Raw genomic sequence first — 14,853 nt, forward strand, 5'->3', positions numbered from 1 at the left:
CGTTTGTTATGCGCGAACCGAAATCGCCAGGAACTCAAGTATGTCTCGCCAGGACGCGAACGCAGCCTTTGCCCTGTCATCCTTTTTGCAGGGCACCAACGCCACCTACATCGACGAAATCTACGCCCGCTACGAGAAGGACCCGTCCTCGGTCGACGCCGAGTGGCAGGAGTTCTTCAAGAGCCTCAACGACCAGCCCGCCGACGTCCGGAAGAACGCGGAAGGCCCGTCCTGGGAGCGGGACAACTGGCCGCTGACGCCGAAGGATGATCTGACCTCGGCCCTCGACGGCAACTGGGCCGAAGTCGAGAAGGCGGTCGGTGCCAAGATCGCCGCCAGGGCGCAGGCCAAGGGAGGCGACAAGGGCGCGGACATCTCCTCCGCCGGCGTGCTTCAGGCCACGCGCGACTCGGTCCGCGCGCTGATGCTGATCCGCTCCTACCGCATGCGCGGCCACTTCCACGCCAAGCTCGATCCGCTCGGCATCGAGGCCCAGCGCAACCGCGAAGAGCTCGACCCGCGCACCTATGGCTTCAGCGAAGCCGATTTCGACCGCAAGATCTTCCTCGATCACGTGCTCGGCCTCGAATACGGCAGCTTGCGCGAGATCACCGCGATCTGCGAGCGCACCTACTGCCAGACGCTCGGCGTCGAGTTCATGCATATCAGCAATGCCGCGCAGAAGGCCTGGATCCAGGAGCGTATCGAGGGACCCGATAAGGAGATCTCGTTCACGCCTGAAGGTCGCAGAGCCATCCTGACGAAGCTGGTCGAAGCCGAAGGTTTCGAAAAGTTCTGCGACACCAAGTTCACTGGCACCAAGCGCTTTGGCCTCGACGGCGGTGAAGCGCTGATCCCCGCGCTCGAGCAGATCATCAAGCGCGGCGGCAATCTCGGCGTGAAGGAAATCGTGCTCGGCATGCCGCATCGCGGCCGCCTCAACGTGCTGACCCAGGTGTTGGGCAAGGCCCATCGCGCGCTGTTCCACGAGTTCAAGGGCGGCTCGGCCAACCCCGACGCGGTCGAAGGCTCGGGCGACGTCAAGTACCACCTCGGCGCCTCCTCGGACCGCGAGTTCGACGGCAACCGCATCCATCTGTCGCTCACGGCCAACCCCTCGCATCTCGAGATCGTCGATCCCGTGGTGCTCGGCAAGGTCCGCGCCAAGCAGGACCAGCACGGCGATCCGCCGGACATGCGCATCTCCGTCATGCCGCTCCTGATGCACGGCGATGCCGCGTTCGCCGGCCAGGGCGTGGTGGCGGAGTGCTTCGGCCTGTCGGACCTGAAGGGCTACCGCACCGGCGGCTCCGTGCACTTCATCGTCAACAACCAGATCGGCTTCACCACCTATCCGCGTTATTCTCGTTCTTCGCCTTACCCGTCGGATGTGGCGAAGATGATCGACGCGCCGATCTTCCACGTGAACGGTGACGATCCGGAAGCCGTGGTGTTCGCGGCCAAGGTCGCGACCGAGTTCCGGCAGAAGTTCCACAAGCCGGTCGTGATCGACATGTGGTGCTATCGCCGTTACGGCCACAACGAGGGCGATGAGCCCGCGTTCACCCAGCCCGTGATGTACAAGCGGATCGCGGCCCATCCCTCGACCCTCACTCTTTACTCTAAGCGCCTGATCGCCGAGGGCGTGGTCACCGAGGGTGAGGTCGACAAGATGAAGGCCGACTGGCGCTCGCGGCTCGATGCCGAGTTCGAGGCCGGCACCTCCTACAAGCCGAACAAGGCCGACTGGCTCGACGGCAAGTGGTCCGGCTTCAAGATCGCCGACCAGGAAGAGGATGCACGCCGCGGCGTCACCGGCGTCGACATCGCCACGCTGAAGGATATCGGCCGCAAGATCACCAAGGTGCCGGACGGCTTCCGCGTTCACCGCACCATCCAGCGTTTCCTCGATAACCGCTCGAAGGCGATCGACACCGGCGCCGGCATCGACTGGGCGACCGGCGAGGCGCTGGCGTTCTGCTCGCTGCTCAACGAAAACCACCACGTCCGCCTGTCCGGACAGGATTCGGAGCGCGGCACCTTCTCGCAGCGCCATTCGGTCCTGATCGACCAGGAAGACGAGAGCCGCTACACGCCGTTCAACCATCTCGGTCACGAGCAGGGCCATTACGAGGTCATCAACTCGCTGCTGTCGGAAGAAGCGGTGCTCGGCTTCGAATACGGCTATTCGCTCGCCGAGCCGAACACGCTGACCTTGTGGGAAGCCCAGTTCGGCGACTTCGCCAACGGTGCACAGGTCGTGTTCGACCAGTTCATCTCCTCGGGTGAGCGCAAATGGCTGCGCATGTCCGGCCTCGTCTGCCTGCTGCCGCATGGCTATGAGGGCCAGGGACCGGAGCACTCCTCGGCGCGCCTCGAGCGTTACTTGCAGATGAGCGCGGAAGACAACATGCAGGTGGTCTATCCGACCACGCCGGCGAACTACTTCCACGCGCTGCGCCGGCAGCTGCATCGCGAGATCCGCAAGCCGCTGATCATGATGACGCCGAAGTCGCTGCTGCGCCACAAGCGGGCGGTGTCGCGTCTCGAGGAGCTCGCGAAGGGAACGACCTTCCACCGCATCCTCTATGATGACGCCCAGATGCTGCCGAACGAAGCCATCAAGCTCGTTCCGGACGAGAAGATCCGCCGCATCGTGCTGTGCTCCGGCAAGGTCTATTACGACCTCTACGAGGAGCGCGAGAAGCGCGGCATCGACGACATCTACCTGATGCGCGTCGAGCAGCTCTATCCGGTGCCGCTGAAGGCGCTCGTGACCGAGCTGTCGCGCTTCAAGAAGGCCGAAATGGTGTGGTGCCAGGAAGAGCCCCGCAACATGGGTGCCTGGCACTTCATCGAGCCCTATCTGGAATGGGTGCTGAACCAGGTGAACGGTGTGAGCCGGCGTCCGCGTTATGTCGGCCGCGCCGCTTCCGCCGCGACCGCCACGGGTCTGATGTCCAAGCATCAGGCTCAGTTGAAGGCGTTCCTGGACGAAGCACTGAGCTGATCTTTTTGAACTGCGTCATGCCCCGCCTTGTGCGCCATTGCGCACCGGAGCGGGGCATCCAGTAGCCGTGACGTGAATGCGAACGTCCCGGCTTGCTGGATGGCCTGCTTTTCGCCGGCCGATGACACCTGAATTCATGACCGCTACTGGCGATCCCTTAAGGAAGAGACCATGACTGAAATTCGTGTGCCGACGCTCGGCGAATCCGTCACCGAGGCCACCATCGGCCGCTGGTTCAAGAAGGCCGGCGATCCCGTCGCCGTCGACGAGCCCTTGGTGGAGCTTGAGACCGACAAGGTCACCATCGAGGTCCCCGCGCCCTCCGCGGGCACGCTGAGCGAGATCATCGCCGCCGATGGCGCGACCGTTGCTGTGGGCGCGCTGCTCGGCCAGATCACCGACGGTGCCGGTGCTGCCAAGCCCGCCGCTGCGCCTGCCAAGGCTGCCGCTGCTGCTCCGGCACCCGCCGCCGCTGCTCCTGCTGCCGCGAAGGCGCCGCCGGCCGATGCGCCGCTGGCTCCGTCCGTGCGCAAGCTGTCGGCCGAGACCGGCATCGACGCTTCGACCGTTCCGGGCTCCGGCAAGGACGGCCGCGTCACCAAGGGCGACATGCTCGCCGCGATCGAGCGTGCCGCCTCCGCGCCGACCCCGGTCAACCAGCCCGCTGCCGCCGTTCAGGTCCGCGCGCCGTCGCCGGCCGATGACGCCGCCCGCGAAGAGCGCGTCAAGATGACCCGCCTGCGCCAGACCATCGCACGCCGCCTCAAGGACGTGCAGAACACCGCGGCCATGCTCACGACCTTCAACGAGGTCGACATGACCAACGTCATGGCGCTGCGCGCCCACTACAAGGATGCATTCGAGAAGAAGCACGGCGCCAAGCTCGGCTTCATGGGCTTCTTCACCAAGGCCGTCGTGCAGGCGCTGAAGGACATCCCGGCGGTCAACGCCGAGATCGACGGCAGCGACCTGATCTACAAGAACTACTATCACATCGGCGTCGCCGTCGGCACCGACAAGGGCCTCGTCGTGCCCGTGGTGCGCGACTGCGACCACAAGTCGATCTCCGACATCGAGAAGGGCATTGCCGATTTCGGCCGCCGCGCCCGTGACGGCCAGCTCAAGATCGACGAGATGCAGGGCGGCACCTTCACCATCACCAATGGCGGCATCTACGGCTCACTGATGTCGACGCCGATCCTGAATGCGCCGCAGTCCGGCATCCTCGGCATGCACAAGATCCAGGAGCGGCCGATGGTCGTCGGCGGCAAGATCGAGGTCCGCCCGATGATGTATCTGGCGCTGTCCTACGATCACCGCGTGATCGACGGCAAGGAAGCCGTGACCTTCCTGGTCCGCGTCAAGGAGAGCCTGGAAGATCCGGCGCGGTTGGTACTCGATCTCTGATCCCTGATGCTCTGCGAGCGCCGTCGCCATTGGCGACGGCGCATGTCGAACCATGGAGGCGCGCGTGACGGATAAAGTCGTTGTCATCACCGGCGGCAGCCGCGGCATCGGGCGGGCGACTGCGATTGCGGCGGCCGCGCGCGGCTTTCGCGTCGTGGTCGGCTATGCCAGCAACAAGACCGCGGCCGACGAAGTCGTAGCTACGATCGAGGCCAGCAACGGCAAGGCCATTGCGGTGAAATGCGATGTCGCCGAGGAAAGCGACATCCTCGCCCTGTTCAAGGAGGCCGACAAGTTCGGCACCCTCGGCGCGCTCGTCAATAATGGCGGCATTGTCGGCAAGAGCGGCGTGCGCGTCGACGAGATGTCGGCCGAGCGCATCCAGCGCGTCATGGCGGTCAACGTCACCGGCTCCATCCTCTGCGCGCGCGAGGCCGTGAAGCGGATGTCGACCAAGCATGGCGGCAAGGGCGGCGTCATCGTCAACCTGTCCTCGGTCGCGGCCCGTCTCGGCGCGCCCAACACCTATGTCGACTATGCCGCGTCCAAGGGCGCGGTCGATTCCTTCACCGTCGGCCTCGGTTATGAAGTCGCGAACGAAGGCATTCGCGTCGCCGCGATCCGTCCCGGACTGATCGACACCGAAATCCACGCCGCCGGCGGCGAGCCCGACCGCGCCCATCGTCTGGCCCATATGGTGCCGATGAAGCGCGTCGGCACTGCCGACGAAATCGCCAACGCCATCGTCTGGCTGCTGTCGGACGATGCCTCCTACGTCACCTCAGCCATTCTCGATGTGTCCGGCGGACGCTGACGCGCCGCGCGGACGCTGACACATCCTCATCACGCTAAACCTACGGGACTTTCTCTCATGGCTACCTACGATCTCGTCGTCATCGGCACCGGACCGGGCGGTTATGTCTGCGCAGTGCGCGCTAGCCAGCTCGGCATGAAAGTCGCCGTGGTCGAAAAGAACGCAACGCTCGGCGGCACCTGCCTCAATGTCGGCTGCATGCCCTCGAAGGCGCTGCTGCATGCGTCCGAAATGTTCGAGGAAGCCGGGCATTCCTTCGCCAAGATGGGCGTGTCGGTCTCCTCGCCGAAGCTCGATCTTCCCGCGATGATGAATTTCAAGCAGCAGGGCATCGACGGTAACGTCAAGGGCGTCGAGTTCCTGATGAAGAAGAACAAGATCGACGTGCTCAAGGGCACCGGCAAGATCTTGGGCACCGGCAAGGTCGAGGTCTCCGCCGACGGCAAGTCGCAGGTGGTCGAGACCAAGAACATCGTGATCGCCACCGGCTCCGACATCGCGCGCCTCAAGGGCATCGAGATCGACGAGAAGCGCATCGTGTCCTCGACCGGCGCGCTGTCGCTGGAGAAGGTGCCAGGCAGATTGCTGGTCATTGGTGCCGGCGTGATCGGGCTCGAACTTGGCTCTGTGTGGCGCCGGCTTGGATCCGAAGTCATGGTGGTCGAATTCCTCGATCGCATCCTGCCCGGCATGGACGGCGAGATTGCCAAGCAATTCCAGCGCATCCTTGAAAAGCAGGGATTCGCGTTCAAGCTGGGTTCGAAGGTCACTGGCGTCGAAGCGAACAGCAAGACGTTGCTCGCGAAGATCGAGCCGGCCGCCGGCGGGGCCGCCGAGACCATCGAGGCCGATGTCGTTCTGGTCTGCATCGGCCGCACGCCCTACACCGACGGGCTGGGCCTGAAGGAAGCCGGCGTTGCACTCGACCCGCGCGGCCGCGTCCAGATCGATCCGCATTTCGCCACCAGCCTGAAGGGCGTCTATGCCATCGGCGACGTCGTCGCCGGCCCGATGCTCGCGCATAAGGCCGAGGACGAAGGCGTTGCGGTCGCCGAGATCATCGCCGGCCAGGCCGGCCACGTGAACTACGATGTGATCCCGGGTGTCGTGTATACCACGCCGGAAGTGTCCTCCGTCGGCAAGACCGAGGAGGAGCTGAAGCAGGCGGGCACAGCTTATACCGTCGGGAAGTTTCCCTTTACCGCTAACGGCCGCTCCAAGGTCAACCAGACCACCGACGGCTTTGTGAAGATTCTCGCAGATGCGAAGACCGATCGCGTGCTCGGCGTGCACATTATCGGCATTGAGGCCGGCGAAATGATCCATGAAGCCTGCGTTCTCATGGAATTTGGTGGCAGTGCGGAAGATCTCGCGCGCACCTGCCACGCCCATCCGACCCGCTCGGAGGCCGTCAAGGAAGCCGCGCTTGCAGTCGGCAAGCGGGCCATCCATATGTAGGCTCGCGCCCAGCGAAGAATCGGGCGGGAAACACATGCTGCGCCGCCTTCTGCAACCGGTCTGGGTCCTGCTTGCGATCATCTTTCTGATCGAAGCCTGGCTGTGGGACCATCTCGAACCGATCGTCGCGCGGGTTGTCGCAGCCATCCCGCTCGCACGTTTCAAGCAATGGCTGACGGAGCGCGTCGACGCGCTGTCGCCGGCCATGACGCTGATCGTGTTCGCGGTCCCCATCATTCCGCTGTTTCCGCTCAAGCTGGTCGGCCTGTGGCTGCTCACGCATGAGTACTGGACCAGCGCGGTCTTCACGATTGTTTTCGCGAAAATGGTCGGCGTCGGCGTCACCGCCTTCGTGTTCGACGTCACACGCGACAAGCTTTTGGAGATGCACTGGTTCGAGCGGATCTACGATCTCGTGATGAAGGTGCGCGCCAAGGCGCACCTGCTGGTCGACCCGATCAAGCAGCGCATCCGCGAGCTGATCACCGGCAACGGCGAAGGCTGGTCCGCCCGCACGCTCCGTTTGATCCAGCGCTTCCGCAAGAGCGTGCACCAGGCGCGGTGAGCTGCCCGGGACGACGGCGGAGTTTGTTGCGCTCAACCCCTCAATGCAAATGCAGCAGATGCGGCCACCACAGGCCGAGCGCGGTCATGAGGAGGCCGGCGAGCGTCAAAATGCCGCCGACATAGGCCAGCGCGATCATGCCGGTGATGATGGTGGCGGACGCCAGCACGATGCCGATCTGGAATGCGGCGGAGGCCAGCTCGAAGTGGTGATACTTCGCGGTCGCCTCGTCGCGCTCGTGCTCGGCATGCTTGGCCTTCTCGGCAAGCTGCTCGGTGCCTTCGCCGGTCTCGGGCTCGGAGCGGTAGCGCGCCGCGGTCTTGGTCCAGTCGTCGACCTGCTTCTGCACGGTCGCCTTCAGGGCGTCGTCGGTCGTACCAGCCAGCGTCAGCTTGCCCTGCTCGGATGCGGTCAGCACCACGGTGCGGCGGATGCTCTTGGCCTGGAAGAACGCCCAGAGATTGGCCGCCTCGACGTTCTTGCTGATCGATTCGGTCTGGGCGCCCTTGCCGAGCGTCTCCGAGATCGCAAGGAACAGCGCCAGCACGGCGATCAGGAGGGCGATCTTCTTGTTCGAGCCGGACGCGTGCTCAGCGTGCTCGGCATGCTCCATGCTTTCATGTGCGCTCATAGTACCTCCTGTCTGGTTCCCCACGATTGACTGAACCGCAGGTGCCGCGCAAGAGGCATGCGCGGGATGACAGCTTGATGTCAGAATTCAGCGCCGCGGATGCGCGCTGGCATAGACTTCCAGCAGGCGCTCGGAATCGATGCCGGTATAGATTTGCGTGGTCGAGAGCGAGGAATGGCCGAGCAGTTCCTGGATCGCGCGCAGATCGCCGCCGCGCGACAGCAGATGTGTGGCGAAGGAATGGCGCAGCGCGTGCGGGGTGGCGCTGTCGGGCAGGCCAAGCGCGCCGCGCAGCCGCTCCATCGCGAGCTGGATGATGCGCGGGCTCAAGGGACCGCCGCGCGCGCCGACGAAGATCGGGCCCTCCGCCGGCAGCGGATACGGGCACATCGCAACATATTCCTGCACCAGCTCCAGCACGTTCTGCAGCACCGGCACCATGCGCGTCTTGTTGCCTTTGCCTGTCACGACCAGCACGTCGCCTTCGCCGGGCTTCGGCACCTCGCGGCGCTTCAGGCCGAGCGCTTCGGAGATGCGCAGGCCCGAGCCATACAGCAGCGCCATCACCGCGGCATCGCGCACCAGGATCCAGGTCTCGCGTTCCTCGCCGGCGCGCTCGTCGGCATCCGCAAGACGCTTTGCCGATGCCATCGGCAGCGGCTTCGGCAGGCTCTTCGCAACCTTCGGCGCGCGGATCGCGGAGAGCGCGCCGACCTTGCCCTTGCCTTCGCGCTCCAGGAAGCGGCCGAACGAGCGCAGGCCCGCCAGCGCGCGCATCAGCGAGCGGCCGGCAATGTCGTCGGCGCGGCGCATCGCCATGAAGGCGCGGACGTCGGTGGCTTCGAGCGAGGCAAACCGTTCGAGCGTCACGCGCTCGCCCCAATGGCTGCAAAGGAAATCGAGGCACTGCCGCAAGTCGCGGCCATAGGCCTCCAGCGTCTTCGGCGACAGCCGCCGCTCGGCGCCGAGATGCGACAGCCAGCGCGCCATCTCCTGCGCGATCGAGGGATCGGCGCTGGCGAGCTCGATCAAGGGGGCGGCCGCTTTGCTCATGCGCTCTGGACGTAATGATTCCGCACAGTATATCGCATCAGACCCGTTTACTGTTCGCTAAGGCCGCCTCGGGGCGCTAGCCTGAAGGCCCAAGGTTCCGATTCTCCTTCCATGGATCATTCGTCGCGCAGCACGACCGCTCCCACCCACGCGACCGGCATGGTCGACGTGCTGGTGCCGGTCGCGCTCGACCAGACCTATTCCTACAAGGTGCCGCGCGGCATGGAGCTGAAGGCCGGCGATCTCGTCGGTGTGCCGCTCGGTGCGCGCGAGGTGCTGGCCGTGGTCTGGGGCGAGAACGCCAATCCCGATCCGCGGCTGCACAACCGCCTCAAGGAGGTCAGCGAGAAGCTCGACATTGCGCCGCTGAAGCCCGAATTGCGTTCGGTCGTCGACTGGGTCGCCAATTACACGCTGAGCCCGCGCGGCATGGTGCTGCGCATGTGCCTGCGGATGGGCGAGAATCTCGGCCCCGAGCGGGTACGCCCCGGCGTGCGCCTGACCGGCGATCCGCCGCGGCGGCTGACGCCGGCGCGGCAGCGCGTGATCGAGGTGCTGTCGGACCGGCTGCTGCACGGCAAGTCGGAAGCGGCCAAGGAAGCGGGCGTCTCGGCCGGCGTGATCGACGGCCTCGTCGACGAGGGCACGCTCACGGTCGAGCCGATGCCGCCGCCTGCGCCGCCGCCGGCCCCCGATCCGGAGTTCGGCCGGCCGGATTTCTCGCCGTTGCAGCGTGCCGGCGTCGATGCAATGCGCGCGCTCGCGGCCAACGGAACCTTCCACGTCGCGCTGCTCGACGGCGTCACCGGCTCCGGCAAGACCGAGGTCTATTTCGAGGCCGTTGCGGAAACCATCCGCCGCGGCAAGCAGTCGCTGATCCTGATGCCGGAAATCGCGCTCACCGGCCAGTTCCTCGACCGCTTCGCGCAGCGCTTTGGCGTGCGGCCGATCGAATGGCACTCGGAGCTGACGCCGCGCACCCGCGCTCGCAATTGGGCGGCGATCTCCGAAGGCTCAGCGCCCGTCGTGGTCGGCGCGCGCTCGGCGCTGTTTTTGCCTTACGCCAATCTCGGTCTCATCGTCGTCGATGAAGAGCACGACCAGGCCTACAAGCAGGACGAGGGCGTGCATTATCACGCCCGCGACATGGCGGTGGTGCGCGCGCATATCGCCAAGATCCCGGTCGTGCTGGCCTCCGCGACGCCCTCGGTCGAGTCCGAGGTCAACGCACGCAAGAACCGCTATCAGCGCGTCGCGCTGCCCTCGCGCTTCGGCGGCCAGCACATGCCGCATATCGAGGCCATCGACCTGCGCCGCGAGCCGCCCGCGCGCGGCCGCTATATCTCGCCGCGGCTCGCCGGCGAGATCAAAAAGGCGATCGAGCGGCGCGAGCAGGCGCTGCTGTTCCTCAATCGACGCGGCTATGCGCCGCTGACGCTGTGCCGTGGCTGCGGCCATCGCTTCGCCTGCACCATCTGCGATGCCTGGCTGGTCGATCACCGCTTTCGCCAGCGCCTCGTCTGTCATCATTGCGGCTTCTCGATGCCGCGCCCGCATCTCTGCCCGAACTGTTCGGCCGAGGAATCGCTGGTCGCCGTCGGTCCCGGCGTGGAGCGCCTGCAGGAGGAGGCGGCCGCGCTATTCCCGGACGCGCGCACCATGGTGCTGTCGAGCGATCTCATCACCTCGATCGAGACGATGCGCAGCGAGCTTGCCGAGATCGCGGAGGGCCGTGTCGACATCATCATCGGCACGCAGCTCGTCGCCAAGGGGCACAACTTTCCGCGGCTCAATCTGGTCGGCGTGGTCGATGCCGATCTTGGCCTCTCCAACGGCGATCCGCGCGCGGCGGAGCGGACCTGGCAATTGCTCAACCAGGTGATCGGCCGTGCCGGCCGCGAGCAGGGCCGCGGCGTCGGCTACCTCCAGACCCATCAGCCCGATCATCCCGTGATGAAGGCGCTGATCGCCTGCGACCGCGAGGCCTTCTACGATAGCGAGATCGATCTGCGCGAGAAGACGCTCTATCCGCCGTTCGGCCGGCTCGCGAGCCTGATCATTTCCGCAGGCGACCGCCCGAGCGCCGAAGGTCTCGGCCGCCGTCTCGTCGCGCTCGCGCCGCGCGACGAGCGCGTGGTGGTGCTGGGGCCGGCCGAGGCGCCGCTCGCGGTCATCAAGGGCCGCTACCGCTTCCGCATCCTTGTGAAATCGGCGCGCGGGTTCGATCTCTCGGATTACCTGCGCAACTGGCTCGCCGTCTGCCCGAAGCCGACAGGCAATCAAAAGCTCGAAGTGGACGTCGATCCGCAGAGCTTCTTGTAGAGAGCGGGCACACTGCGCTCCCTCCCCCCTTGCGGGGGAGGGCGGGGGAGAGGGGTAGCCCCGGAAAAGGTGTTGATGAGCGTCGCGAGATTATTTTGACTCGATAGAAGGAGTCCCCGTGTGGACCCCTCTCCCTAACCCTCCCCCGCAAGGGGGGAGGGAACGCAGCGGTGTGCTTCATCCACGTCGTCGCACTGACAGCGAAGAATCAAAAAAAGCCCGCGGTCCCCCAAGACCGCGGGCTTGTTTTCATGCGCGCATCAAACTGATGGAAAGTGCGCGGGCAATGTGAGGCGCTTGTGGCGCCTTTAGGAGACGACTTCCGCGGTGACGCGGCCGACGCCGGCGCCGGTGAGGCCGATGGCGCGGGCTGCACCCGTGGAGAGATCGAGGACGCGGCCGCGGATGAACGGACCACGGTCATTGATGGTGACGACCACGCTCTGGCCGCGGTGGGTGACGCGCAGCTTGGTGCCGAATGGCAGCGAGCGGTGCGCAGCGGTCAGGGCGTTCTGGTTGAAGCGCTGGCCCGACGCGGTCCGGCTGCCGGACTCGTTGCCGTAATAGGAGGCCATGCCGGAGAAGCTGTGGCCGGTGCCCGAGGACGGCGTCATCGCCGCATTGGCGTTGCGCCAATCGGGGGTCGCGTTGGTATCGGCCTGGGCGTGGTGGCGGTGATGATGCCGGTGATGCCTGGATTTGGCGGAAGCCTCGGTGGCAGTTCCACCAACGATGAGAGTTGCGGCGACGAAAGCGATCGCCGTGCGCGGCCGGGTCACAAAGCCCAGCGTCTTCAAAGACAGCATTTAGTGGTCCCTAAGCTAGTATTGCCACATATGTGGCTAGTGGAGCCCCCATCAGTTTGTGAGCGGGTTGGCGTTTCGATTCCTAATGAGGCGTGAATTGGGCAGTAAATCCGCTATGTGTCGTCATGAAATATCTTGTTACCGGCGTGCGATATTCAGCCGATGTTCCGTAATCTTCGGCTTTAACGATTCGTTAACTTAATAAGTACTTGCGAATACTGTAGAGCAAAGTCATCGCCTTCAGCGTTTAGAATTGGGTAAGTATTCGGCGAGTGGAACAGGCGAGGCGGGAATCACGCCTCAGCGATCCGTGTTCATGGCGGCTATGCGCTGGCGGCAGGAACCAAAGTGCAGGAGGCCGCCGTCAGGCTCAGGGCAATTCCGTGGCGCGGCAGGCCCATCGCCTCAACGCGCAGGGAGTCCTCGCGGAGTGCGACGAACTGGCGACAGAACCCCGTGCCTTTAATTTGGCGTCATGTTGCACGTGCGCGCCTGCTATGTTAGCAAAGCCGCGATTTTAACGGACCCGGCACTTCCCGTGTCGGCCGAAAATCGAAGTCCCGCTTGAATTCCAAGGGCTTGGATCGCTAGGCGCCGCTTCGTGGCGACGGTTTTTCCCTTGCGAGTTTGACAGCAAAAAGAGCGCGTCTGTGGCTGCAGAAGATACGTCCGTTTCAGGTGTGTCCGGCCGTTATGCAACGGCCTTGTTTGAACTGGCCCGCGACCAGAAAGTGGTCGACGAGGTCAAAGCCGATCTCGACAAATTCGAGGCCTTGCTGACCGAGAGCGCCGATCTGAAGCGCCTCGTCCGCAGCCCGGTGTTCGCGGCCGATGCCCAGTCCAAGGCCCTCTCGGCCGTGCTGGACAAGGCCGGCATTGCCGGAATCTCCGCCAATTTCCTCAAAGTGCTGACCGCCAACCGCCGCCTGTTCGCGGTGGCTGATGTCATCCGCGCCTATCGCGTCCTCGTCGCCAAGTTCAAGGGCGAGACGACGGCCGACGTCACGGTGGCGGAAGCGCTCTCTGAGAAGAATCTCGACGCCCTCAAGGTTGCCCTGAAGTCGGTGACCGGCAAGGACGTCGCGCTGAACGTGAAAGTCGATCCCGCGATCATCGGTGGCCTCGTCGTCAAGCTGGGCAGCCGCATGGTCGATGGTTCGCTTCGCACCAAACTCAATTCGATCAAGCACGCGATGAAAGAGGCAGGCTGATGGACATCCGCGCCGCGGAAATTTCCGCGATCCTCAAGGACCAGATCAAGAATTTCGGCCAGGAAGCTGAAGTCTCCGAAGTCGGACAGGTGCTGTCCGTCGGCGACGGTATCGCCCGCGTCTACGGTCTGGACAACGTCCAGGCCGGTGAAATGGTCGAGTTCGAGAACGGCACCCGCGGCATGGCGCTGAACCTCGAAACCGACAACGTCGGTGTCGTTATTTTCGGTGCCGACCGTGAAATCAAGGAAGGCCAGACCGTCAAGCGCACCCGCGCCATCGTGGACGCGCCGGTCGGCAAGGGCCTGCTCGGCCGCGTCGTCGACGCGCTTGGCAATCCGATCGACGGCAAGGGTCCGATCCAGGCCGACAAGCGCATGCGCGTCGACGTCAAGGCGCCCGGCATCATTCCGCGCAAGTCGGTGAGCGAGCCGATGGCGACCGGCCTCAAGGCGATCGACGCCCTGATCCCGATCGGTCGCGGCCAGCGCGAGCTGATCATCGGCGACCGTCAGACCGGCAAGACCGCGATCGCGCTCGACACCATCCTGAACCAGAAGCCGCTCAACGCGCAGCCCGACGAGAGCATCAAGCTGTACTGCGTCTACGTCGCGGTCGGCCAGAAGCGTTCGACCGTCGCGCAGTTCGTGAAGGTGCTGGAAGAGCAGGGCGCGCTCGAATATTCGATCGTCGTCGCCGCCACCGCGTCGGATCCGGCGCCGATGCAGTACATTGCCCCCTTTACTGCCTGCACCATGGGCGAATTCTTCCGCGACAACGGCATGCACGCCGTCATCATCTATGACGATCTGTCCAAGCAGGCCGTCGCTTACCGCCAGATGTCGCTGCTGCTGCGCCGTCCGCCGGGCCGCGAAGCCTATCCGGGCGACGTGTTCTATCTGCACTCCCGCCTGCTCGAGCGCGCGGCGAAGCTCAGCAAGGACCATGGCTCGGGCTCGCTGACGGCGCTGCCTGTCATCGAAACCCAGGCCAACGACGTGTCGGCCTACATTCCGACCAACGTCATCTCGATCACCGACGGCCAGATCTTCCTGGAAACCGACCTGTTCTTCCAGGGCATCCGTCCCGCGGTGAACGTCGGTCTGTCGGTGTCGCGCGTGGGCTCGTCGGCGCAGACCAAGGCCACCAAGAAGGTCGCCGGCAAGATCAAGGGCGAGCTTGCGCAGTACCGCGAAATGGCGGCGTTCGCGCAGTTCGGCTCCGACCTCGACGCCTCGACCCAGCGCCTGCTGAATCGCGGCTCGCGCCTGACTGAGCTCCTGAAGCAGCCGCAGTTCTCGCCGCTGAAGATGGAAGAGCAGGTCTGCGTGATCTGGGCCGGCACCAACGGCTATCTCGATCCGCTGCCGGTCAACAAGGTGCGCGCGTTCGAGGATGGTCTGCTGTCGCTGCTGCGCGGCAAGAACGCCGATATCCTCAATTCGATCCGCGAGACCCGCGACCTCACCGACGACACCGCTGCCAAGCTGAAGTCGGTGGTCGAAGGCTTTGCGAAGAGCTTCGCGTAACAGCAAGCATGGCCGGGTCGCCCGGCCATGACCGATTCGCGAGAGGC

At 64.8% G+C, this 14,853-nt stretch carries 11 protein-coding genes; 8 read left to right on the plus strand and 3 right to left on the minus strand.

Translation table 11 applies throughout. From position 1 onward, the window contains the following. Nucleotides 1–40: 40 nt before the first annotated feature. From JQ635_RS15395 to JQ635_RS15415, 5 genes are all read left to right on the plus strand, one after another. Nucleotides 41–3,010, plus strand: coding sequence for a 2-oxoglutarate dehydrogenase E1 component (locus JQ635_RS15395; RefSeq protein WP_211410686.1), 2,970 nt, complete (start codon nucleotides 41–43; stop codon nucleotides 3,008–3,010). Between the two features lie 171 nt (nucleotides 3,011–3,181). Next, nucleotides 3,182–4,417, plus strand: a complete 1,236-nt coding sequence (gene odhB, locus JQ635_RS15400) for a 2-oxoglutarate dehydrogenase complex dihydrolipoyllysine-residue succinyltransferase (protein WP_211410687.1) — start codon at nucleotides 3,182–3,184, stop codon at nucleotides 4,415–4,417. A gap of 52 nt (nucleotides 4,418–4,469) precedes the next feature. Next, nucleotides 4,470–5,231, plus strand: coding sequence for an SDR family oxidoreductase (locus JQ635_RS15405; RefSeq protein WP_211410688.1), 762 nt, complete (start codon nucleotides 4,470–4,472; stop codon nucleotides 5,229–5,231). A 57-nt stretch (nucleotides 5,232–5,288) separates the two neighbouring features. Next, nucleotides 5,289–6,689 (plus strand): dihydrolipoyl dehydrogenase, encoded by a 1,401-nt coding sequence (lpdA, locus tag JQ635_RS15410; RefSeq protein WP_211410689.1) that lies wholly within the window; start codon nucleotides 5,289–5,291, stop codon nucleotides 6,687–6,689. 34 nt (nucleotides 6,690–6,723) lie between these two features. Next, the gene (locus JQ635_RS15415) at nucleotides 6,724–7,254 is read left to right on the plus strand and encodes a hypothetical protein (protein WP_211410690.1); all 531 of its coding nucleotides are present in this window, start codon (nucleotides 6,724–6,726) and stop codon (nucleotides 7,252–7,254) included. A 40-nt stretch (nucleotides 7,255–7,294) separates the two neighbouring features. Here the strand turns inward: JQ635_RS15415 and JQ635_RS15420 are convergent, their stop codons facing one another. Then, nucleotides 7,295–7,885, minus strand: coding sequence for a DUF4337 domain-containing protein (locus tag JQ635_RS15420; protein ID WP_211410691.1), 591 nt, complete (start codon nucleotides 7,883–7,885; stop codon nucleotides 7,295–7,297). An 87-nt stretch (nucleotides 7,886–7,972) separates the two neighbouring features. After that, nucleotides 7,973–8,938, minus strand: coding sequence for a tyrosine recombinase XerC (locus JQ635_RS15425; RefSeq protein WP_211410692.1), 966 nt, complete (start codon nucleotides 8,936–8,938; stop codon nucleotides 7,973–7,975). 111 nt (nucleotides 8,939–9,049) lie between these two features. On the opposite strand from JQ635_RS15425, the gene JQ635_RS15430 reads away from it, so the two are divergent. Further along, nucleotides 9,050–11,260 carry a primosomal protein N' gene (locus JQ635_RS15430; RefSeq protein ID WP_211410693.1) on the plus strand — a complete coding sequence of 737 codons (2,211 nt, stop codon included), beginning with the start codon at nucleotides 9,050–9,052 and terminating at the stop codon, nucleotides 11,258–11,260. 308 nt (nucleotides 11,261–11,568) lie between these two features. On the opposite strand, the gene JQ635_RS15435 is transcribed toward JQ635_RS15430, so the two are convergent. Further along, nucleotides 11,569–12,066, minus strand: a complete 498-nt coding sequence (locus tag JQ635_RS15435) for a septal ring lytic transglycosylase RlpA family protein (RefSeq protein ID WP_211410694.1) — start codon at nucleotides 12,064–12,066, stop codon at nucleotides 11,569–11,571. Between the two features lie 650 nt (nucleotides 12,067–12,716). On the opposite strand from JQ635_RS15435, the gene JQ635_RS15440 reads away from it, so the two are divergent. Both JQ635_RS15440 and atpA read left to right on the plus strand, forming a co-directional pair. Next, a complete protein-coding gene (locus tag JQ635_RS15440) occupies nucleotides 12,717–13,277 on the plus strand; it encodes a F0F1 ATP synthase subunit delta (RefSeq protein ID WP_211410695.1) in 561 nt (186 codons plus the stop codon). Next, a complete protein-coding gene (gene atpA / locus JQ635_RS15445) occupies nucleotides 13,277–14,806 on the plus strand; it encodes a F0F1 ATP synthase subunit alpha (RefSeq protein ID WP_211410696.1) in 1,530 nt (509 codons plus the stop codon). The genes JQ635_RS15440 and atpA overlap by 1 nt, the downstream gene beginning before the upstream one ends. The last annotated feature ends 47 nt before the right edge of the window (nucleotides 14,807–14,853 follow it).

It is taken from the genome of Bradyrhizobium iriomotense (genome assembly GCF_018130765.1).
Taxonomy (GTDB): domain Bacteria; phylum Pseudomonadota; class Alphaproteobacteria; order Rhizobiales; family Xanthobacteraceae; genus Bradyrhizobium; species Bradyrhizobium iriomotense_A.